At 69.5% G+C, this 21,090-nt stretch carries 19 protein-coding genes; 10 read left to right on the top strand and 9 right to left on the bottom strand.

The features are described from left to right. Positions 1 to 72: 72 nt before the first annotated feature. Complete coding sequence (locus AKH00_RS03705; protein ID WP_050721335.1) at positions 73 to 3,768, top strand: multifunctional oxoglutarate decarboxylase/oxoglutarate dehydrogenase thiamine pyrophosphate-binding subunit/dihydrolipoyllysine-residue succinyltransferase subunit; 3,696 nt, start codon at positions 73 to 75, stop codon at positions 3,766 to 3,768. A gap of 84 nt (positions 3,769 to 3,852) precedes the next feature. Here the strand turns inward: AKH00_RS03705 and AKH00_RS03710 are convergent, their stop codons facing one another. From AKH00_RS03710 to AKH00_RS03720, 3 genes are read right to left on the bottom strand one after another with little or no spacing between them, the layout of a single operon-like run. Next, the gene (locus tag AKH00_RS03710) at positions 3,853 to 5,160 is read right to left on the bottom strand and encodes a GNAT family N-acetyltransferase (protein ID WP_050721336.1); all 1,308 of its coding nucleotides are present in this window, start codon (positions 5,158 to 5,160) and stop codon (positions 3,853 to 3,855) included. A 52-nt stretch (positions 5,161 to 5,212) separates the two neighbouring features. Further along, the gene (locus AKH00_RS03715; RefSeq protein WP_050721337.1) at positions 5,213 to 5,458 is read right to left on the bottom strand and encodes a zf-HC2 domain-containing protein; all 246 of its coding nucleotides are present in this window, start codon (positions 5,456 to 5,458) and stop codon (positions 5,213 to 5,215) included. Then, a complete protein-coding gene (locus tag AKH00_RS03720; protein ID WP_050721338.1) occupies positions 5,455 to 6,117 on the bottom strand; it encodes a sigma-70 family RNA polymerase sigma factor in 663 nt (220 codons plus the stop codon). Before AKH00_RS03720 ends, AKH00_RS03715 begins: the two co-directional genes overlap by 4 nt. A 72-nt stretch (positions 6,118 to 6,189) precedes the next feature. Between AKH00_RS03720 and aroA the strand changes: the two genes are divergently transcribed. The 3 genes from aroA to bcp are packed head-to-tail and all read left to right on the top strand — an operon-like array spanning position 6,190 to position 9,065. After that, entirely contained in the window at positions 6,190 to 7,515 is a 1,326-nt protein-coding gene (aroA, locus tag AKH00_RS03725) for a 3-phosphoshikimate 1-carboxyvinyltransferase (protein ID WP_050721339.1), read from the top strand. Beyond that, positions 7,512 to 8,582 (top strand): ribosome small subunit-dependent GTPase A, encoded by a 1,071-nt coding sequence (gene rsgA / locus AKH00_RS03730; RefSeq protein ID WP_050722026.1) that lies wholly within the window; start codon positions 7,512 to 7,514, stop codon positions 8,580 to 8,582. Before aroA ends, rsgA begins: the two co-directional genes overlap by 4 nt. 9 nt (positions 8,583 to 8,591) lie before the next feature. Continuing rightward, positions 8,592 to 9,065 (top strand): thioredoxin-dependent thiol peroxidase, encoded by a 474-nt coding sequence (bcp, locus tag AKH00_RS03735; RefSeq protein ID WP_050721340.1) that lies wholly within the window; start codon positions 8,592 to 8,594, stop codon positions 9,063 to 9,065. Positions 9,066 to 9,092: 27 nt separating this feature from the next. On the opposite strand, the gene AKH00_RS03740 is transcribed toward bcp, so the two are convergent. After that, positions 9,093 to 9,476: a hypothetical protein gene (locus tag AKH00_RS03740; RefSeq protein WP_050721341.1), complete on the bottom strand. Its 384-nt coding sequence runs from the start codon at positions 9,474 to 9,476 to the stop codon at positions 9,093 to 9,095. Positions 9,477 to 9,710: 234 nt separating this feature from the next. On the opposite strand from AKH00_RS03740, the gene AKH00_RS03745 reads away from it, so the two are divergent. Beyond that, on the top strand, positions 9,711 to 9,959 hold the full coding sequence (locus AKH00_RS03745; protein ID WP_017203224.1) for a WhiB family transcriptional regulator: 249 nt from the start codon (positions 9,711 to 9,713) through the stop codon (positions 9,957 to 9,959). A 70-nt stretch (positions 9,960 to 10,029) separates the two neighbouring features. Here the strand turns inward: AKH00_RS03745 and AKH00_RS03750 are convergent, their stop codons facing one another. After that, positions 10,030 to 11,514, bottom strand: a complete 1,485-nt coding sequence (locus tag AKH00_RS03750; RefSeq protein WP_050721342.1) for a sensor histidine kinase — start codon at positions 11,512 to 11,514, stop codon at positions 10,030 to 10,032. A 24-nt stretch (positions 11,515 to 11,538) separates the two neighbouring features. Next, positions 11,539 to 11,925, bottom strand: coding sequence for an Rv3235 family protein (locus AKH00_RS03755; RefSeq protein ID WP_050721343.1), 387 nt, complete (start codon positions 11,923 to 11,925; stop codon positions 11,539 to 11,541). Positions 11,926 to 12,052: 127 nt separating this feature from the next. Here AKH00_RS03755 and AKH00_RS03760 point away from each other — a divergent pair, with 127 nt between their 5' ends. Continuing rightward, positions 12,053 to 12,664 carry a hypothetical protein gene (locus AKH00_RS03760; protein WP_050722027.1) on the top strand — a complete coding sequence of 204 codons (612 nt, stop codon included), beginning with the start codon at positions 12,053 to 12,055 and terminating at the stop codon, positions 12,662 to 12,664. On the opposite strand, the gene AKH00_RS03765 is transcribed toward AKH00_RS03760, so the two are convergent. Beyond that, positions 12,652 to 12,930, bottom strand: coding sequence for a helix-turn-helix domain-containing protein (locus AKH00_RS03765; protein ID WP_050721344.1), 279 nt, complete (start codon positions 12,928 to 12,930; stop codon positions 12,652 to 12,654). The two genes, AKH00_RS03760 and AKH00_RS03765, sit on opposite strands and share 13 nt — an antisense overlap. A 98-nt stretch (positions 12,931 to 13,028) precedes the next feature. On the opposite strand from AKH00_RS03765, the gene AKH00_RS03770 reads away from it, so the two are divergent. Together AKH00_RS03770 and AKH00_RS03775 are read left to right on the top strand one after the other, a co-directional pair. After that, complete coding sequence (locus AKH00_RS03770; RefSeq protein WP_050722028.1) at positions 13,029 to 13,649, top strand: SAF domain-containing protein; 621 nt, start codon at positions 13,029 to 13,031, stop codon at positions 13,647 to 13,649. Continuing rightward, a complete protein-coding gene (locus AKH00_RS03775; protein ID WP_050721345.1) occupies positions 13,646 to 14,878 on the top strand; it encodes an AAA family ATPase in 1,233 nt (410 codons plus the stop codon). The genes AKH00_RS03770 and AKH00_RS03775 overlap by 4 nt, the downstream gene beginning before the upstream one ends. Here the strand turns inward: AKH00_RS03775 and AKH00_RS03780 are convergent. Beyond that, positions 14,802 to 16,028, bottom strand: coding sequence for a pyridoxal phosphate-dependent aminotransferase (locus AKH00_RS03780; protein WP_050721346.1), 1,227 nt, complete (start codon positions 16,026 to 16,028; stop codon positions 14,802 to 14,804). The genes AKH00_RS03775 and AKH00_RS03780 overlap by 77 nt on opposite strands. 77 nt (positions 16,029 to 16,105) lie before the next feature. Next, entirely contained in the window at positions 16,106 to 18,913 is a 2,808-nt protein-coding gene (secA, locus tag AKH00_RS03785; protein WP_050721347.1) for a preprotein translocase subunit SecA, read from the bottom strand. Positions 18,914 to 19,078: 165 nt separating this feature from the next. On the opposite strand from secA, the gene AKH00_RS03790 reads away from it, so the two are divergent. Beyond that, entirely contained in the window at positions 19,079 to 19,684 is a 606-nt protein-coding gene (locus AKH00_RS03790) for a PadR family transcriptional regulator (protein WP_050721348.1), read from the top strand. A 63-nt stretch (positions 19,685 to 19,747) separates the two neighbouring features. After that, positions 19,748 to 21,085 carry a hypothetical protein gene (locus AKH00_RS17960; protein ID WP_050721349.1) on the top strand — a complete coding sequence of 446 codons (1,338 nt, stop codon included), beginning with the start codon at positions 19,748 to 19,750 and terminating at the stop codon, positions 21,083 to 21,085. Positions 21,086 to 21,090 lie beyond the last annotated feature (5 nt).

The following is a 21,090-nucleotide window of genomic DNA, read 5'->3' on the forward strand; positions in this document are numbered from 1 at the left end:
TGCGGGCCCGGACGCATCCTGACGTCCTGACGTGCACACGTGGAATTCAGCGATGAAAGAGGGCGATCGAGCGTGTCGAACCAGGTGACCGGCGTCAGCGGCGACGGGGGGTTCGGAGCCAATTCCTGGCTCGTGGAAGAGCTCTACGAGCAGTTCAAGGTGAACCGCGACTCCGTCGACAAGGAGTGGTGGCCGATCCTCGAGAAGTACCACTCCGAGGCAGGAGCCGGCGCAGGGACGCCGGCGGCACCCGCCGCCCCGGCATCGCAGCCCGCAGATGCCTCGGCCGCGCACCCCGTGACGGCCCCGATTCCCGTGATCGGCGCGCAGCCCGTCGCCCGCACCACGGCGAAGCCCGCCGCGACGGCGCCCATCCCGGCGCAGGCTCCCAAGCCGGAGGCCAAGGAGACGGAGTCGTCCGCCGAGGAGGACAAGGTCACCCCTCTCCGGGGGCTGCCGAAGACCCTCGCGGCGAACATGGACGAGTCGCTCACCGTCCCGACCGCTACCAGTGTCCGCACGGTCCCCGCGAAGCTGATGATCGACAACCGCATCGTCATCAACAACCACATGTCGCGCACGCGCGGCGGCAAGATCAGCTTCACGCACCTGATCGGCTGGGCGCTGATCCGCACGCTCGACGAGTTCCGCAGCCAGAACGTCTTCTACGCAGAGATCGACGGCAAGCCCTCCGTGGTCGCCCCCGCGCACGTCAACCTCGGCATCGCGATCGATCTGCCGAAGCCCGACGGCACCCGCGCGCTCATGGTGCCGAGCATCAAGCGCGCCGACACCATGACGTTCTCGGAGTACCTCGTGGCCTACGAGGACCTCGTCACCCGCGCCCGCAACAACAAGCTCACCGCGGCCGACTTCCAGGGCACCACGGTCTCGCTCACCAACCCGGGCGGAATCGGCACCGTGCACTCCGTGCCGCGACTCATGAAGGGCCAGGGCTGCATCATCGGCGCCGGTGCCCTCGAGTACCCCGCCGAGTTCCAGGGGGCGAGCGCGAAGACGCTCAACGAGCTCGCGATCGGCAAGACGATCACGCTCACCAGCACCTACGACCACCGCGTCATCCAGGGCGCCGGGTCCGGCGAGTTCCTCAAGAAGGTCCACGAGCTCCTGATCGGTCAGCGCGGGTTCTACGACGACATCTTCGCCGCGCTCCGCATCCCCTACGCACCGATCCGCTGGAATCCCGACATCGCGGTCGACCTCGCCGAGCGCGTCGACAAGCAGTCCCGCGTGCAGGAGCTCATCAACTCCTACCGGGTGCGCGGCCACCTCATGGCCGACATCGATCCGCTGGAGTACCAGCAGCGCTCCCACCCCGACCTCGAGATCGAGAGCCACGGCCTCACCTTCTGGGACCTCGACCGGGAGTTCGTCACCGGCGGCTTCGGCGGTCGGCGCATCGCGAAGCTCCGCGACATCCTCGGCGTCCTGCGCGACTCGTACTGCCGCACGCTCGGCATCGAGTACATGCACATCCAGGATCCGGAGCAGCGCCGCTGGTTCCAGGAGAAGGTGGAGGTCAAGTACCAGAAGCCCGGCCACGACGAGCAGCTGCGCGTGCTGCGCAAGCTCAACGAGGCCGAGGCGTTCGAGACCTTCCTTCAGACGAAGTTCGTCGGCCAGAAGCGGTTCTCCCTCGAGGGCGGCGAGTCGCTCGTCCCTCTGCTCGACGAGATCCTGCAGGGCGCGGCGACCGCCGGGCTCGAGGGAGCGGCCATCGGCATGGCGCACCGCGGACGCCTGAACGTGCTCACGAACATCGCGGGCAAGACCTACGGCCAGGTGTTCCAGGAGTTCGAGGGCACCCAGACGCCGGGAAACCAGCGTGGCTCCGGCGACGTCAAGTACCACCTCGGCACGCAGGGCACGTTCATCGCCGACGACGAGTCGGAACTCCCCGTCTACCTCGCTGCGAACCCCTCGCACCTCGAGACCGTCGACGGCGTACTCGAGGGCATCGTTCGCGCCAAGCAGGACCGCAAGCCGATCGGCACCTTCACCTGGCTGCCCATCCTCGTGCACGGCGACGCCGCGTTCGCAGGCCAGGGCGTGGTCGTCGAGACCCTGCAGATGTCGCAGCTGCGCGGCTACCGCACCGGCGGCACGATCCACGTGGTCGTCAACAACCAGGTCGGCTTCACGACCCTGCCCAACGACTCGCGCACCTCGGTGTACGCCACCGACGTCGCCAAGACCATCCAGGCGCCGGTCCTGCACGTGAACGGCGACGACCCCGAGGCCGTGATCCACGTCGCGCAGCTCGCGTTCGAGTACCGCGAGCGGTTCCACCGCGACGTCGTGATCGATCTGGTCTGCTACCGCCGCCGCGGACACAACGAGGGAGACGACCCCTCGATGACGCAGCCCCTCATGACCGACCTGATCCAGGCGAAGCGCTCGGTGCGCAAGCTGTACACCGAGTCGCTCGTGGGCCGCGGTGACATCACCGAGGAGGAGTACGACGAGGCCAAGGCCGACTTCCAGAACCGTCTGGAGATCGCCTTCGCCGAGACGCACGCCGCAGAGACGGGGGCCACCCCGGTCGTATCCGAGCAGGCGCCGATCGAGGAGCAGGTCGGAGCCCCCGAGGTCACCGGCGTTTCGACAGAGGTGATCCAGCTCATCGGCGACGCCTTCGTCAACAAGCCCGAGGGCTTCACTGTGCACCCGAAGCTGCAGCAGCAGCTCGAGAAGCGCCTCGACATGAGCCGCAACGGCAACATCGACTGGGGCTTCGGCGAACTGCTGGCCTTCGGCTCGCTCCTCGTCGAGGGCACGCCCGTGCGACTCGCCGGTCAGGACTCGCGACGAGGCACCTTCGTGCAGCGACACGCGACCCTGCACGACCGCGCGAACGGCCAGGAGTGGCTGCCGCTGTCGAACCTCTCCGACTCTCAGGGGCGGTTCTTCGTCTACGACTCGCTGCTCAGCGAGTACGCGGCGCTCGGCTTCGAGTACGGATACTCCGTCGAGGCTCCCGAGGCTCTCGTGCTCTGGGAGGCGCAGTTCGGCGACTTCGTCAACGGCGCCCAGTCGGTGATCGACGAGTACATCTCCGCGGCCGAGCAGAAGTGGGGGCAGCAGTCCAGCGTCACTCTGCTCCTCCCCCACGGCTACGAGGGCCAGGGACCCGACCACTCCTCGTCGCGGATCGAGCGCTTCCTGCAGATGTGCGCACAGGACAACATGATCGTCGCGCGTCCCTCGACCCCGGCGTCATACTTCCACCTGCTGCGGCGCCAGGCCTACGCGCGTCCGCGCAAGCCGCTCATCGTCTTCACCCCGAAGGCGATGCTGCGACTGCGCGGCGCGACCAGCCCGGTCGAGGCGTTCACTCAGGGCCGATTCGAGCCCGTGATCGACGACACCCGCGAACTGGACCGCAACGCCGTCAAGCGCGTGCTCGTGCACTCGGGCAAGGTCCACTGGGATCTGCGGTCCGAGCTCGAGAAGAACCCGAACCCGGAGATCGCGCTCGTGCGGCTCGAGCAGCTGTACCCGACGCCGATCGATGCACTGAAGGCCATCACCGACACCTACCCGAACGCGGAGCTCGTGTGGGTGCAGGAGGAGCCGGAGAACCAGGGCGCATGGCCATTCCTTGCGCTCTCCTTCGCGGACGTACCGGGCGACCGCACGTTCCGTCCGATCGCACGCGCCGCCTCGGCGTCTCCCGCGACGGGGTCGTCCAAAGTGCACGCCGCCGAGCAGGCGACACTGATCCGCGAAGCGGTCACGCTCGGCTGAATCTGCGCGACAAGATGAAGGGCCCCGATCTCCTGATCGGGGCCCTTCGTCATGCGGCGTCGGGGGTGCGACGGTGCCGCCCGGTCAGTACCAGATGTCGAGCACGGGCGCCGGCAGGCTCACGAACGCGCGGTCGAGTGCCGCGACCGTGTCCGGAGTCGCTGCGATGCGTCCGGCACCGGCGAGGGATGCCGCGCGCACGCCGCCCGCATAGATCGATGACAACGCGGACACGTCGAGTTCGACGTCCGGTGTGACCGCCTCGACGGATTCCACCGCGGCGGCTCCGGCGGCATCGACCCGGAGACGCCAGTCGCCGGCGGCGAAACCGAGGGGGTCGGTCACGCGCAGCACGACGTCGAGCGGCGACATGTACCGCCGTGCGGTCAGCGCGGCGGTCACGTCGAGGATGCGCAGCCACCCGTGATCATGCACAGTCTGCGTCACACCACGCTGATCGAGCACGAGCCAGGGCAGAGAGTCGTCGAGCGGACGCAGGTCTGCCTCGACGCGATCGACGAGGTCGTGCTGCAGCGCGAACCGCCACAGTGCGCCCGTCGCCTCCGCCGTCTCAGCGACGAGCAGGCGCACCTTCATCGTGTGGCGCCACGCGGCCTCTCCAGAGCCTTCGGCCAGCGTGTACGCCATCGCACCGCGCACCTCTCCCGAGGCGTCCCGGTAGCGCACACCGCGGACGCTGTCGCGGTCCGTGTCGGCGGGCGCGAGTCCGGACATCTGCTGCCAGCGCGCCGTCCATCCGGGGATCTGCCCCGGCCTGGACCCGCGTGCGCGCTCGTGCACAGCGCCGAGCTCGCTCGCGAGCGTGTCGCGATCGACGTACTCCAGTCGGCCGGGCGCCGCCGGAGCCGCCCAGCCCGCACGGCGTGTGTCGACGGCGACGCGCGCGACGGGGATCGCCGAGCCGAATCCGTAGCGCCCGTAGATCGTCGCCTCCGAGACCGTGAGCCCGGCCACGGGGACGCCGGCGGCCACCGCGGCGCGCAGCTCGCCTTCGAGCAGGGCTCGCGCGATGCCGCGCCGACGATGCGTCGCGGAGACCGTGACCCCGCTGATGGCCCACATCGGGAGCTCTCCCCCGCCGGGCAGGCTGAGGGGCGTGACCCAGGAGTCGACCGTCGCGACGGGCCTGCCGTCGGGTGCGCCTCGATCGAAGACGCCGATGTTCCGACGGGACTCGAAGGTCGCGGTGCCGAACGCGAGCGACTCCGCGCTCTGCTCCGGTCCGAGGAAGCCCCGCGAGACGGCGCGTTGGAACGCCTCGGACTCCGCGGCATCCGAGGTGTCGATCACCCGGTAATCGAGCTCGTCTGCGGAGAGGCGATCGGCGGAGGCGGAGTCGGCGGGGATGTCGCGTGCGTCGATGAGCGTCATGCCACCACCCTACGGGTGGGCGGCGACGTAGTCGGACGGGCGCCGCTGCGGCCTAGTGCTGCGCGGCCTGGACCTCGCGCAGGCGCGCGAACACCTGATCGCGGAGCTCCTCGGGAGCCGTCTCCTTGCACGCACGCGCCACGACCTCGGTGAGGGTCTTCGCGACCAGCGCCTCGTCCCGGCACGACGGGCAGTTCTCGAGGTGCTCGCGGATCTCCGAGTGCTCGGTCTTGCAGACCTCGTTGCGGAGGTACTCCTCCAGGTCCTGGCGGGCCTTATCGCAGCCGCAATCGCTCATTTCCTGCTCCTCGTGTCGGCCGCGGAGATTCCCCGCTCCGCGGCATAGTCGGCCAGCAGCTCCCGCAGCATCCGCCTGCCTCGATGCAGGCGGCTCATCACGGTGCCGATGGGCGTCTTCATGATGTCGGCGATCTCCTGGTAGGCGAAGCCCTCGACGTCAGCGAGGTACACCGCCAGCCGGAAGTCCTCCGGGACAGCCTGCAGCGCGTCCTTCACGACGGATGCCGGCATGTGGTCGATCGCCTCGGCCTCGGCCGAGCGGCTGTGCGAGGCCGTGGTCGACTCCGCGCCGCCGAGCTGCCAGTCCTCGAGCTCGTCGATCGTGCCCTGGAACGGCTCCCGCTGCTTCTTGCGATAGATGTTGATGTACGTGTTCGTGAGGATGCGGTACAACCAGGCCTTGAGGTTCGTGCCCTGCGAGAACGTCGACCAGGAGCCGTACGCCTTCACGAACGTCTCCTGCACGAGGTCGGCGGCATCGGCCGGGTTGCGGGTCATGCGCATGGCGGCGGCGTACAGCTGGTCCATGAACGGAAGCGCCTGCTCCTCGAACTCCCGTCGAGGGTCGCTGACCGTGCTTGCGGGTGCGGTGTCATCCATCACCGGCCAGTCTAGGCCGCTGAGGCGCACGGATTCGCGTTCCAGCGTGGCGAGCATGCTTCTCTCTTCCGGTCTCGAGATCGCGCCGTTCGGTCGGGCGGCGACTCGTCTTCACTAAAGTGGGAACCGATGAGCGCTGACAGGTATTCCCCCGCCCCGGTCCGCGGCGCCTACACGGCCCCGACCGCCTCCGACGCCGTGCACGCCACCGTGACGATTCCAGGCTCGAAGTCGCTCACGAACCGCGAGCTCATCATCGCAGCGATCGCGGACGGCCCCGGTCGGCTCGTGGCACCTCTGCACTCCGACGACTCGCGACGGATGGTCGACGCGCTCCGCGCGCTGGGCATCGGGATCGAAGAGGTCGAAGGGTCGGGCGAGTTCGGTCCGGACCTCGTCGTCACTCCCGCCAAGCTCGTCGGCGGTTCGACCGTCGACTGCGGTCAGGCCGGCACCGTGATGCGCTTCATCGCGCCGCTCGCGGGACTCGCGGCGAACGACGTGCACCTCACCGCACACGAGTCGGCGCTGCACCGACCGATGGGCGGGCTCATCACGGCGCTCCGCGACCTCGGAGTGGACATCGACGACGAGGGCACCTGGGCGCTTCCGTTCACGATCCGCGGTCACGGCCGCATCATGGGCGGGCGTGTGGAGATCGACGCATCGGCCTCCAGCCAGTTCGTGTCGGGTCTGCTGCTCGCTGCGCCGCGCTTCGACGTCGGACTCCACCTCGTGCACACCGGGGAGCACCTGCCGAGCCTCCCGCACATCGACATGACGATCGAAGCGCTCAGCCGCCGCGGCATCCGCATCGAACGCCCCGCGCACGGCGAGTGGCTCGTCGAAGCCGGGGTGCCGCGCGCCAAGGAGATCGCGATCGAACCCGATCTCTCGAATGCCGCGCCCTTCCTCGGCGCAGCCCTCGTCGCGGGAGGGTCCGTCTCCGTTACCGGGTGGCCCGTGCACTCGACGCAGCCCGGCGCGCTGCTGCCGGAGATCCTCCAGGCTCTGGGAGCGCACGTCGGTCGACACAGCGGCACCATGACCGTCAAAGCGGGCTCCGAGATCCGCGGTCTCGACATGGACCTGTCCGCGGCCAGCGAGCTCACTCCGACGCTGGTGGGGCTCGCCGCCTTCGCCTCCGGGCCGACCACGATCCGCGGCATCGGACACATCCGCATGCATGAGACGGACCGCATCGCGGCGCTCATCACGAACCTCCGTGCCCTCGGCGGCGAGGCAGAGGAGCTGCCCGACGGCCTGCGCATCATCCCGCGTCCGCTGCACGGCGGCACGTGGAAGGCCTACCACGACCACCGCATGGCGACGACCGGCGCGCTGATCGGTCTGCGTGTCCCCGGTGTCGAGATCGACGACATCGGCACGACCGCGAAGACGCTCCCCGAGTTCACGGTGCTGTGGGAGCGGATGCTGCGAGGCGCGTCCGCGTGAGCTGGCTCGACGACGCCGACGACCTCGAGGACGACTACGAGGAGTACGACGAGAGCAGCATCCGCACCCGCCCGAACCCGAAGGCGAACCGGCCGCGCACCAAGCGGCGCCCGGCGCACGATGACGCCCAGATCGGACGGGTCCTCGGCGTCGACCGCGGACGGTACTCGGTCATGCTCGACGAGAACGGCCCCGAGGAGCGCACCATCACGGCGGCCAGGGCGCGCGAACTGCGCCGGACCCCGATCGTCACAGGTGACCAGGCACGAGTCGTCGGCGACACGTCCGGCGAAGAGGGCACACTGGGACGTATCGTCGGGATCGTCGAGCGCACCTCGCTCCTTCGGCGCAGTGCGGACGACACCGATCAGGTCGAGCGGGTGATCGTCGCGAACGCCGATCAGATGCTCGTCGTGGTCGCCGCGGCCGATCCGGAGCCGCGCGCACGGCTCGTCGACCGCTACCTCGTCGCTGCTCTGGATGCCGGCATCCGGCCGCTTCTCGTCGTCACCAAGACGGACCTCGCCGACCCCACCTCGTTCCTCTCGCATTTCGACGGCCTCGACCTCCGTGTGTTCACCAGCGCGCGGGCGGAGATGCCGGTCGATGAGATCGGCGCGGCGCTCGTCGGCCACTCGACCGTGTTCGTCGGCCACTCGGGCGTGGGCAAGTCGACGCTCGTGAACGCACTCGTGCCGACCGCGCTGCGCGCCACCGGCCATGTGAACCAGGTCACGGGCCGAGGGCGTCACACCTCGTCGTCGACGGTCTCCCTGCGGTACGAGAGCGCTGACGGGTCGGGCTGGGTCATCGACACCCCCGGAGTGCGCTCTTTCGGCCTCGGACACGTCGACCCGGCGAACATCCTCGCCGCTTTCACGGAGCTCGCCGTGATCGCCGAGAACTGCCCGCGCGGCTGCACGCATCTCGCCGACGCTCCGGACTGCGCACTGATCGAGGCCGCGGAGCGCGGTGAGCTCGGCGAGACGGGGCTCGCGCGACTGGATTCGCTGCAGCGCCTGCTGCAGACCTTCGCCGACAAGGCGGAGCAGACGCCCGGCCGATAGGCTGGACCCGTGACTGTGCGCCTGGAACCCGGAACCGCTGCCCCCGACTTCTCCCTGCTCGACCAGGACGGCGACACCGTCCGGCTCGCGGACCTCCATGGCGAGAAGGTCGTGCTGTACTTCTATCCCGCGGCCATGACTCCCGGATGCACGACGCAGGCCTGCGACTTCCGCGACAGCATCTCCTCGCTGCAGGGCGCCGGGTACCGCGTGATCGGGGTCTCGCGCGACGAGCCGGCGAAGCTGCGCGAGTTCCGCGAGCGCGACGGGCTCACGTTCACGCTGTTGAGCGACCCCGACCACTCCGCACACCTCGCCTATGGCGCGTGGGGCGAGAAGATGAACTACGGCAAGGTCGTCGAAGGAGTTCTGCGTTCGACCTTCGTGATCGACGAGGACGGCACGATCGCTCTCGCGCAGTACAACGTGAAGGCCACGGGGCACGTCGCCCGGCTGCGCAAGCAGCTCGGCATCGACGCCTGAGCGCTCCGCCTTCGCTGAGCGCTCCTCCTACTCGGAGGGGCTCGCGTTCTCCGCGCGCGTCGTGGCGATCAACAGCACGAAGCACAGCAGCCCCGGCAGTCCGACGGCGAGGGTGAACACCCACGACACGGGCTGGATCGTGAGCGACGCCAGGGCCAGCGCGACGGCGAGCACCTGGAAGACGATGCCGCCCGAGCGCGCCCAGGAGCGCCCCGTCCTCGTGCCGATCGCGAAGGCGGCGAGCGCCGCCGCGCCCAGCAGTGTGAGCACGATCAGCGCGATCGCGGTGGGCAGGGATGCGGCATCCCCTGACCCGAGGCCGACGATCTCGATGAGGGCGAACACGATCAGCGCCAACGCCTCGAGGGCGAGGATCGCAGCGGCCGCGAGAGCCAGGGCCGGTGAGCGCACGTTGTCTCCTGAGAATCGAATGGGAAGCGAAGAAACCCTTGATTTCGCCTGGTTCATGTAACAGAATAGACAGCGTCATGTGCTCCCACAGCGGCGTGGGGCGGGCTTCGTGCCCGCATCACAGAATGCGGGCAACCGTCCGTATCTCAACAGGGTAGCTGAACCCGAACTGCCACCCGAAATCCGCGTCGTCGCGCTGCGACGGCTCACAAGTCCCACACCGAGGAGCCCCCTATGGATTGGCGCGACAAGGCCGCCTGCTTGACTGTCGACCCCGAGCTTTTCTTCCCCGTCGGGAACACCGGTCCGGCAGTCGACCAGATCGAGAAGGCCAAGACCGTCTGCGCCACCTGCACCGTGACCGAGATCTGCCTGCAGTACGCCCTCGAGACCAGCCAGGACTCGGGCGTGTGGGGAGGCCTCTCCGAAGACGAGCGCCGCGCCCTCAAGCGCCGCGCCGCTCGCGCCCGCCGCGCCTCCTGACCGTACTACGCCGAAGCGGCCCCGGACACCGTCCGGGGCCGCTTCGGCGTATCAGGGCGTGACCTCGCACTCAGGCGGTCAGCCAGCGCAGCGGGATGTCGATCACGACCTCCGTGCCCTCACCCTCGCTCCCCCGCCACTCGATCGAGCCGCTCAGCTCGCCCTGGATGAGGGTGCGGATGATCTGCGTGCCCAGCCCCTGCCCGACTCTGCCCTCCGGCAGGCCGTGCCCGGTGTCGCGGACGATGACGCGCAGGTTCTCCTCCGTGCGGGTCGCGTCGATCGTCACGATGCCCTCCTGGCCGGCCAGACCGTGCTCGACGGCATTGGTCACCACCTCGGTCAGCGCGAGCGCCAGCGGCGTGGCGTACTCGCTCGGCAGCACCCCGAAACGACCGGTGGACTGGGTGCGCGCGCGGGTGTTCGGCGCCGAGGCGACCTCGGCGACGAGCTTGAGCACGCGGTGGAAGACCTCGTCGAAGTCGACCTTCTGCGTCAGCCCCTGGGCGAGCGTGTCATGCACCACCGCGATCGCGTCGACGCGCCGCATGGCCTGGGTCAGAGCGTCTCGCGCCTCGTCCGAGTGGGTGCGTCGCGCCTGGATGCGCAGCAGCGAGGCGACCGTCTGCAGGTTGTTCTTGACGCGGTGATGGATCTCACGGATCGTCGCGTCCTTGGTGATGAGCTCCTGCTCCTGGTGTCGGAGCTCCGACACGTCGCGGCACAGGACGATCGCGCCGATGCGGGTGCCGTGGTGCTTGAGCGGGATCGCGCGGAGAGACACCGTCACGCCCCGCGCCTCGATGTCGGTGCGCCACGGGGCACGACCGGTCACGACCACGGGCAGCGATTCGTCGACCTGACGCGACGGCGGCACGAGGCGGGTCGTGACCTCGGCCAGCGACTCCCCCTCGAGCTCGTCGTCGAAGCCCATGCGGTTGAAAGCGGAGAGGGCGTTGGGGCTCGCGAACGTCGTGATGCCGTCGACATCGATGCGGATCAGTCCGTCCGAGGCGCGCGGCGCCCCGCGACGGGGAGAGGTCGGGGCCGCGAGGTCGGGGAAGCTCCCGTCGGCGATCATGCGGAACAGGTCGTTGGCGCATTCGTCGAACGTGATCTGCTGCCGGGACGGCGTGCGCGCCTCGCCGAGGTTGGTGTGCCGTGTCACGACGCCGATGACCGACGGGGGCCGCTCGGCGTCGCCGCGCACGTTCACGATCGGCACGGCCCGAACGCGGGTCGGGGTCTCCTCGAACCAGTCGGGTGACGAGGAGTCGACGATCTCCGCGGAGTCGAATGCGCCCTGCACCTGCGTGCGCCATTGCGGACGGACCCGCTCCCCGACGATGTCGCGGTAGAAGAGGGTGGCGGCGCCGCTGGGGCGGGCATGGGCGACGGCGATGAAAGACCCGTCCTCGGTCTGCACCCAGACGACGATGTCGGCGGACGCGAGGTCCGCGAGAAGCTGGCCGTCACCGGCGAGTCGATGGAGCCATTCGACGTCGTTGTCGGTCAGGCGGCCCTGAGCGTGGGCGAGATCACTGAGTGTTGACACCCGTCCAGCCTAGAGCGCACCGGCTCACAGGATCGCCAGCGACGTGGAGCGCCACCGACGATCGAGCCCCTCCAGGCGGATCGCGACAGCCCTGGTGCGTCCGGGCCCCGCGACCACGACGACCGCCTCGACGATGCCGTCCGCGGGCTCCGAGGCGCGGATGCTCAGGATCTCGAAAGATGGACGCGCCGGTGGCACACCGCGCGCACTGCGGGCCCGCGCGGACAGGTTCGCACGGGTCACCAGGCTGCGGTAGGCGTCCTCGCTGAACCAGCGGGCGAGCTGATCGACCTCCCTGATCCCTGCGAGGACCTCGAGCACGCCTCTCGTCAGGCTCCGCAGCAGCGGCAGCGGGTCCGGCAGCTCGAGGCGTGGTGTGGGCTGCGGGCCGAAGTACTCGTGAAGCGACATCTGGGACCTTCTCCGTCCGGGGAACTGCGGTCAGTAGAGCACGCGGGATCACACCGGATCGGGGCTTCCGCCGAAGTGTGTGGATAACTCGTATGCCCGAACCATGCGGTCGCCTACCGTGTCTCGGGTGCACTGGGATCGTCTGTTCGAAGACCTCGAGGGTCAGCTCGCCTCCGAGTGGGAGAGCGAGCGCGCCGCGCTGGATGCCGAGTCGGAGCGTCTGCGCATCTCCCGTCTGGACCTGCGGGACCGGCTGCGGGTCCTCTGCGACTCCGGGGCCGCGGCCACGGTCGACGTCGCGGGCGGCGATCGCATCCGCGTGCGCCTGCAGGCCCTCGGCGCGGACTGGACGGCCGTGGCCCTGGCGGAGCCTGAGGGCGCCTTCCGGGCTCGCGCGACCCGGATCGTGCCGGTGCACGCGATCCGCGGGATCGGGGTCGACCACGGTCAGCTGCTCGCGAGCCTGGACGGCGCCGACCGCGACGACGGAGTGCTCCAAGAGCGGATGACCCTCGGCTTCGTGCTCCGCGACCTCGCGCGCCGTCGGGTCCCGGTGCGCGTCCTCAGGGTCGGAGACTCAGAGCTGCACGGGACGATCGACCGCGCAGGGGCGGATCACCTGGACCTCGCGGTCCACGATGCCGGCGCGCCGCGGACCGTGAGCGCCGTGCGCAGCTTCTGCATCGTGCCGTTCAGCGCTCTCGCCGGGGTGCAGATCGTCGGGGATCACATGCCCTGAGCGCGGACGCCGCCCCACAGCTCGGGGAAGCTCGCCTCGTTGGCCTGACGCCACAGCGCCATGCGCCGCGCCTCCTCGACCTGCTCTGCGAGGTATCCGGCGAGGCTCGGCTCCTCGATCCGCCACCGCGGCGGCGCACCGAGCCTCGATCCGCGCAACCGCCCCTGGTACACGAGCTCGACGACCTCGTCGACCTCGATGCCCAGCAGTTCCGCCACCTGCGCGGGAGCGAGGTAGCGCGCGGCAGGGACGGAGGACTCGGACATGCCACCATTCTCCCCCTGCGGCGGTCATGCTCCCCGATCCGTCCGACGGTGTGGATAACTCGCGGAGTGCACCGCCGATTTCTGTTTGCATGTCCCGCATGAGCATCCACCCCCGACCCCGTCGCGCATTCTGGGTCGACCTCCGTTTCGTCATCGGCCTCGCCCTGATCGCCGCGTCGATTGCCGGCGTCGGGCTCGTGGTGTCCTCCGCAGGAGCGACCTCGCCCGTCCTCCAGGCCTCGCGCACGATCGTGCAGGGCGAGGTCGTGACGGCCGATGACCTACGCGTCGTGGAGGCGAACCTCGGCCCGCTCGTTGACGACTATCTCTCCCCCGCATCCGTGCAGGAGGGCGTCGTGGCCGCGCGCACTCTCGACGAGGGCGAGCTCGTCCCTCACTCGGCTCTCGCGGACGCGGACGCGAGCCGCACGACCACCGTCGTCATCGCGAGCAGCACCGGTGTCCCCCGGGACGTCGTCCCCGGGACCGTGGTGGAGCTGTGGGAGACCCCGGAGGCCACGGAGGACGGCGTGGTCGGTGCACCGCGCGTCCTCGTCGGCGACGCGATCGTGCACTCACTGGTCGCGGACGACAGCGTGCTCGCCGGCGGACACACGGGTGTCGAGATCGTGATCGAACGGAGCGCGGTGACGGACGTGCTCGCCGCGATCGCCGCAGGCGCGCAGCTGGCGATCGTGCCCGTCGGGACCGACCGATGACCACGGTGCTGATCGGCCTCTCCGAGCCGCGCGCGGGCGCCCTGGCCGCCGAGCTGGAGCTCGAGGGAGCCGTCGCGATGATCGCGCCGGCCGAGGCGCTCCTCTCGTCTCTGGCGGGCGCCGACGCCGTCGTCGTCCCCGCACGACGCGAGCTGCTGACGCCCGCGTTCATCGCTGCCTGCGACCGTGCCGCCGTGCGGGTCGTCCCGGTGGGCGATCATGACAGTAGGGCGCTCGCACGACACGGACTGCCGGCCACCCTCGCCGCGGACGCGCCCGGCTGGGAGGTGCTCGCCGCACTCGGCGACACCGACCCCCTGCCGCCGTCGGAGCACGACGGAGACCACCGCATCATCGTCGTATGGGGCTCGCACGGCGCACCGGGCCGCTCCACAGTCGCGGTGCAGCTCGCGGTCGAGCTCTCCCGCCACGGGCGGCGGACCGCACTCGTCGACGCCGATACCGTCGCTCCGTCGCTCGCCCTCATACTGGGGCTGAGCGATGACGCACCCGGGATCGCCGCCGCCTGCCGACGCGCAGAGCTCGGGTCCCTCGACGATGCCGAGCTCACCCGGTTGTCGGTCGCCCTGCCGACGAGCGCCGGCGAGATCGCCGTCCTGAGCGGGATCAACCGTCCGTCGCGATGGCCCGAACTCTCAGCCGAGCGTCTCCGTGCGGCACTCGGCGCATGTCGGGCCTGGGCCGAGGACTGCGTGGTCGACGTGTCCGGCGCGTTCGACGCCGACGACGAGGTGACGTTCGACATCGCCGGACCTCGCCGTCACGCCGCGACGACGTCGGCGTTGGCCGAGGCGGACGCCGTCGTCGCCGTCGTCGCCGCCGACCCGCTGAGCATCAGCCGTTTCCTCCGCGATCACGCCGAGCTGCGCCGCCTCATCGGAAACGCCCCGCTGCGGATCCTCGTCAACAAGGTGCGGCCGGGTCCGCTCGGACTCGATGCGCGCGGTCAGATCCGTCGCACCCTCGAGAGGTTCGCGGGTGTCACGGACATCGTCTTCCTCCCGGTCGACCAGCGTGCGACGGACTCCGCGCTGCTGCAGGCGCGCCCGCCGTCCGACGTCGCCCCGCGCTCGGCGTTCGTCGCCGCGGTGCGGCGTGCCGCGGCAGAGCTCGCCGCGGGCTCCGCTCCGACTACTGCCGGTAGCTCGCGAGGAAGTTCCCGAGCCGTTCGACGGCCTCGGCGAGGACGCGCGGCTCCGGGAGCGTGACGATTCGCAGATGGTCGGGAGTGGCCCAGTTGAACCCGGTGCCCTGCACGAGCAGGATGTGCTCGGACACGAGGAGGTCGTAGACGAGCTTGGCGTCGTCCCTGATCTCGTGCACGTTCGGGTCCAGTCGAGGGAAGGCGTAGAGCGCCCCCTGGGGCTTGACGCAGGACACGCCGGGGATCGCTTCGAGACCCTGCCAGGCGACATCTCGCTGCTCGTGCAGCCGTCCCGTCGGCGCGATCAGCGCGTCGATGGACTGCACACCGCCCAGCGCCGCCTGCACCGCGTGCTGGGAGGGCACGTTCGGACACAGGCGCGTCGAGGCCAGCAGCGTGATGCCCTCCAGGAACCCCTTCGCGTGGGACTGCGGGCCCGTGATCACGAGCCATCCCGAGCGGTAACCGGCGACGCGGTATGTCTTCGACAGGCCGTTGAAGGTGAGGCACAGCAGGTCGGGCGCGACGGTGGCCGTCGGGATGTGCACGGCATCGTCGAAGAGGATGCGGTCGTAGATCTCGTCGGACAGCAGCAGCAGCTCGTGCTCGCGCGCGATCTGCACCATGCCCTCGAGGATCTCCTTCGAGTACACGACACCCGTCGGGTTGTTCGGGTTGATGATGACCATCGCCTTCGTGCGCGGCGTGATCTTCGAGCGGATGTCCTCCAGATCAGGCTGCCACTCGTCGTCCTCGTCGCAGACGTAGTGGACGGGGGTGCCGCCGGCCAGACTCGTCATGGCCGTCCACAGCGGGTAGTCGGGCGCCGGGATGAGGACCTCGTCGCCCTCGTCGAGCAGTGCCTGCATGGTCATGGTGATGAGCTCGGACACGCCGTTGCCGAGGAAGACGTCCTCCGGGTCGAAGCGCGGGAAGCCCTCGATCTGCTCGTAGCGGCTCACGACCGCGCGACGTGCCGACACGATGCCCTTGCTGTCGCTGTAGCCGTGGGCCGTCGGGAGCGCCGCGAGCATGTCGTGCACGATCTGGTGCGGGGCCTCGAAGCCGAAGATCGCCGGATTCCCCGTGTTGAGCTTGAGGATCCGGTGGCCCTCTGCCTCGAGTCGCGCCGCCTCGACGAGCGTGTTTCCACGGATCTCGTACAGGACGTTCTTGAGCTTCGACGACTGGTCGAAGTGGCGCGATGGGGTCATTGCGCAAGCCTACAGGGACGCGAAGAGGGCCACTCCGCACGGAATGGCCCTCTTCTCACGATGCGCGTCCGCGCGTGCTACTTCTTCTTCTTGGACTGTGCGCGACGCTGTTCGCGATTGCCGGCGGCCGGCGCCTCGGCATCCGTGCGCTGACCGAAGGCGCCGCGCGGAGCATCCTGCTGCGGCTCCTCCTGCTGTCCTGCCTGCGCCCGAGCGGCCGCCTGGCGCAGGCGGTCGGTCGCCGCCTGCTGAACCTGACCGCGCTCGTTGCGGACCTCTACCTCGCCGGCGTCGTTCGCCGCCGAGTACTCGAGTCGCTGCTCGCCCGCGCCGTCCGACAGCCCCTTAGCCTCGACCTCGGCGGTCTCGGAGTCCCCGGCGCGACGCACCTCGACCTCGAGGTTGTAGAGGTAGCCGACCGACTCCTCCTTGATCTGGCCCATCATCGACTGGAACATCGCGTAGCCCTCGCGCTGGTACTCGATGAGCGGGTCGCGCTGGGCCATCGCGCGGAGGCCGATGCCGTCCTTCAGGTAGTCCATCTCGTAGAGGTGGTCGCGCCACCGGCGATCGAGCACCTGCAGCACCACGCGACGCTCGAGCTCACGGGTCGCGGCCTCGCCCAAGGACTCCTCGCGCGCCTCGTACGCGATCTTCGCGTCGGAGAGCAGCTCGCGGGTCAGCCCTTCGGCCGTGATGCCGCCCTTGCGGTCGGCGGCCTCCGACACGACCTCGTCGATCGTGACGCTGACCGGGTACAGGGTCTTGAGCTCCGTCCACAGGGCGTCGAAGTCCCAGCTCTCGTTGTGGCCTTCGCCCGTGTGATCGCGCACGACGCCGCTGATCGCATCCTCGATGAAGTGCTGGACGCGGTCGGCGATGTCGTCGCCCTGGAGCATGTGCCGACGGTCGGCGTAGATGGCCTCGCGCTGACGGTTGAGCACGTCGTCGTACTTGAGGACGTTCTTGCGCATCTCGGCGTTGCGTGCCTCGACCTGCGACTGGGCGCTGCGGATCGCGCGGGACACCAGTCCCGACTCGATCGGGACGTCGTCCGGGAAGTTCGTGCGGGACAGGATCGCCTCGGCCGCGCCGGACTGGAACAGACGCATCAGGTCGTCCGTGAGGCTCAGATAGAAGCGGCTCTCGCCGGGGTCCCCCTGACGGCCGGAACGTCCGCGCAGCTGGTTGTCAATGCGCCGCGACTCGTGGCGCTCCGTCCCGAGCACGTAGAGGCCACCGGCCTCCTGCACCTTGGTGGCCTCCTCGGCTACGACGGACTTCATGGACTCATACGCCTCGTCCCAGGCGACCTCGTACTCCTCGGGGGTCTCGACGGGGTCGAGTCCCTTGCTCTTGAGCTCCTGCACCGCGAGGAACTCCGCGTTGCCGCCGAGCATGATGTCAGTACCGCGGCCGGCCATGTTCGTCGCGACCGTGACCGCACCCAGGCGTCCGGCACGTGCGACGATCTCCGCCTCACGTGCGTGGTTCTTGGCGTTGAGGACCTCGTGCTTGACGCCCTTCTTCGCGAGCAGACGCGAGAGGTACTCGCTCTTCTCGACACTCACGGTGCCGACGAGCACGGGCTGGCCGGCGGCGTGGCGCTCGGCGATGTCCTCGACGACCTGCGCGAACTTGGCGGTCTCGTTCTTGTACACGAGGTCGGGCTGGTCCTTGCGGATCATCGGACGGTTCGTGGGGATCGGGATCACGCCGAGCTTGTACGTCGACATGAACTCCGCCGCCTCGGTCTCGGCCGTGCCGGTCATGCCGGCGAGCTTGTCGTAGAGACGGAAGTAGTTCTGCAGTGTGACGGTCGCGAGGGTCTGGTTCTCGGCCTTGACCGGCACGCCCTCCTTCGCCTCGATCGCCTGGTGGATGCCCTCGTTGTACCGACGGCCGACCAGGATGCGGCCGGTGTGCTCGTCGACGATCATGACCTCGTCGTTCATGACGACGTAGTCGGTGTCCTTCTTGAACAGCGCGAGCGCCTTGATGGAGTTGTTGAGGAACGAGATGAGCGGCGTGTTCGCGGACTCGTACAGGTTGTCGATGCCGAGGTAGTCCTCGACCTTCTCGATACCCGGTTCCAGCACGCCGACCGTGCGCTTCTTCTCGTCGACCTCGTAGTCCTCGCCGGCTTCGAGTGTGCGGGCGATCTTCGCGAACTCGGCGAACCAGCGGTTCGCCTCGCCGGACGACGGACCCGAGATGATGAGCGGCGTGCGCGCCTCGTCGATGAGGATCGAGTCGACCTCGTCGACGATCGCGAAGAAGTGCTCGCGCTGGACCAGGTCCTCCTTGCGCCACGCCATGTTGTCGCGCAGGTAGTCGAATCCGAACTCGTTGTTCGTGCCGTAGGTGATGTCGGCCGCATACTGCTCGCGGCGCACGGCGGGAGTCTGACCCGACACGATGATCCCGGTGGTCATGCCCAGCGCACGGAACACCCGCCCCATGAGCTCGGCCTGGTAGCTCGCGAGGAAGTCGTTGACGGTGATGATGTGCACGCCCTCGCCCGCGATGGCGTTGAGGTATGCGGGGAACGTCGCCACGAGGGTCTTGCCCTCACCGGTCTTCATCTCGGCGATGTTGCCGAGATGAAGCGCCGCACCGCCCATGATCTGGACGTCGTAGGCGCGCATGCCGAGAGTGCGCCGGGCCGCCTCGCGCACGGCCGCGAACGCCTCCGGCATGAGCTGGTCGAGCGTCTCGCCCTTCTCGAATCGCGCGCGCAGCTCGGTCGTCTCGTTGCGCAGCTCCTCGTCGGTGAGCTTCGAGATGTCCTCTTCCAGCGCGTTCACGGCCTTCACCACCTGGTTCAGGCGACGGATGACCCGTCCTTCGCCGGCGCGCAGCAGCTTCTCAAGAGGATTGGCCACAGATGTCATCTCCCTGTCGATGGGTCCGGCGGCACCGTCGGTTGGGGCGTCGCGCCAGGCATACCTTGCCATGTTACCGGGCCGTGACCTGCACGTGGCCTGCATGGCGCGCCGCCGGTCGGTTTCCGGGTATGCATATAGTGGTCCTCGACTCCAGGAGGCCTCATGTCGGTGCGCCAGACGCTGCTCGCGATCCTCGTCCAGGGCCCGTGCTACGGGTATCAGCTGCGCCACGAGTTCGACCGCCGCACCGGGTCGGTGTGGCCGCTCAACGTCGGGCAGATCTACAACACGCTCGAGCGGCTCGAGCGCGACGGACTCGTGCAGCGCGGAGCCGCGGACGCACAAGGGCATGTCTACTGGGAGATCACCACGGCAGGGGCGGACGAGGTCGACCGCTGGCTCCTCGCTCCGGTCGCACGCAGCACCGTGGCCCGCGACGAGCTGACGATCAAGATCTCGGTCGCCGCCACACTCCCCGGGGCCGACGCCGGAGAGATCATCGATCGCCAGCGAGAGGAGAGCACGTCAAGACTCCGCGCCCTCCTGGCCCGCCGGACGTCGCACGTCGACGCGGATGCCGAAGGCCTGGCGCGTTCGCTGGTGCTGGACTCGTTGATCTTCGCGGCGGAAGCCGAGCTGCGCTGGCTCGATCATGTGCGCACGCGTCTCGCGGAGCATCCGCGGCATGCGCTGGCCCTCGAGCTCGACCCCGAACGGCCCCGGCGCGGGCGACCGGCCCGCATCGCCGGCTCCGTGCTCGTCGTCTGATCCCCGTTCGCCTGGAGCGGATGCACAGCCCGTCTGAAGCCCCGGGAAACTAGGATCTGAGACATGGCTGGAATTTGGGGCAGACGCAAGCGCGAGCAGGAAGAACTCGCCGCACAGGACGCCGATCTGGCGCGCCGGGCCGAGCAGGCGCTGGTCGCCGCCGACGAGCGCATCCGGTCCACCTCCGACGAGCTGGTCTTCGCGCAGGCCGAGCTCGGCGACTCGCTCACGGGCGACCTGTCGAAGGCGCTCGACGCGGTGCGCACTCATCTGCGCGAGGCCTTCCAGCTCCATCAGCTCAACCACGACGAGATCCCCGACACCGCGGAGGAGCTCCGCACTCGCAACGCGCGCATCGTGCAGCTCTGCGACTGGGCGCAGGATCTCCTCGACGAGAAGACCTCCGACCTCGCCGAATCGATCGCGAAGGTGCGCCGCGCTCCCGAGATCATCGCGCAGGTGCGTGCGGACGCCGCCGCGCTCAGCTCGCGGATCCCGCACACCAACGACACCGTCGCGCGGCTCTCGGCACGCTACGCGGATTCGGCCATGCACCAGATCACCGCGAGCGCCGCGGAGGCCGAGCAGCTGATCGCGTTCGCCACCCACGGAGCCGACGTCTCCGAACGCAGGCGCGAGGCGAAGCAGAACGAGGAGGCGAACCTCGCGCTCGAGACCGCCACCGAGGCGACACGTCGCGCCTCCGCGCTGCTCGACGCCGTGGAGGACTTCGAGATCGAGGCGCTGCGCGCCGAGTCCACGCTCGCCGAGGTCGTGGCCGACTCGCGCGGAGATCTCATCGCCGCGCGCACCGCCCCGCAGGTACCCGCCGTGGCCGCGGCCGTGAGCGACCTGCAGAACGCGCTGAGCGCGCTCTCCCCTGCTGGCTCCCCCGGCGACCCCTTCGCCGAGCTCTCGCAGCTGCGCGCGGCCAACACCGCGCTCGACGACGCGATCGCCAAGGCCCGCCACCGCGCGGAGCATCCGTTGCCCAGCATCGCGCAGGTGCAGCACGCGATGGACGACGCGGACCGACAGCTCGGCGTGGCCCGCGGACTCATCTCCGGCCACCGCGGCTGGATCGGTGCGGATGCGCGCACCCGGCTCGCGGAGGCCGAGCGACTGCGCGTCGACCTCGCAGATCTCCTCCCCGCCGAGGACACACGGGACCAGGCGCTGGCGAGTGCACGCCGCGTCGCGCACCTCGCGGCCGAAGCACTGCAGCTCGCTCAGCGCGACATCGACTCCTCCCGCCCGCAGGACCAGGGGTGGGGTGGCGACGGCTGGGGCGGCGGAGGCGGCTGGGGCGGCGGACGCCGCGGCGGAGGCGGAGGGGACATCGCGTCCGGCATCCTCGGCGGTCTCGTGATCGGCAGTCTCCTGGACGGCATCTTCGACTGATCGCC

This window comes from Microbacterium sp. GCS4 (genome assembly GCF_001262495.1).
Lineage (GTDB): Bacteria > Actinomycetota > Actinomycetes > Actinomycetales > Microbacteriaceae > Microbacterium.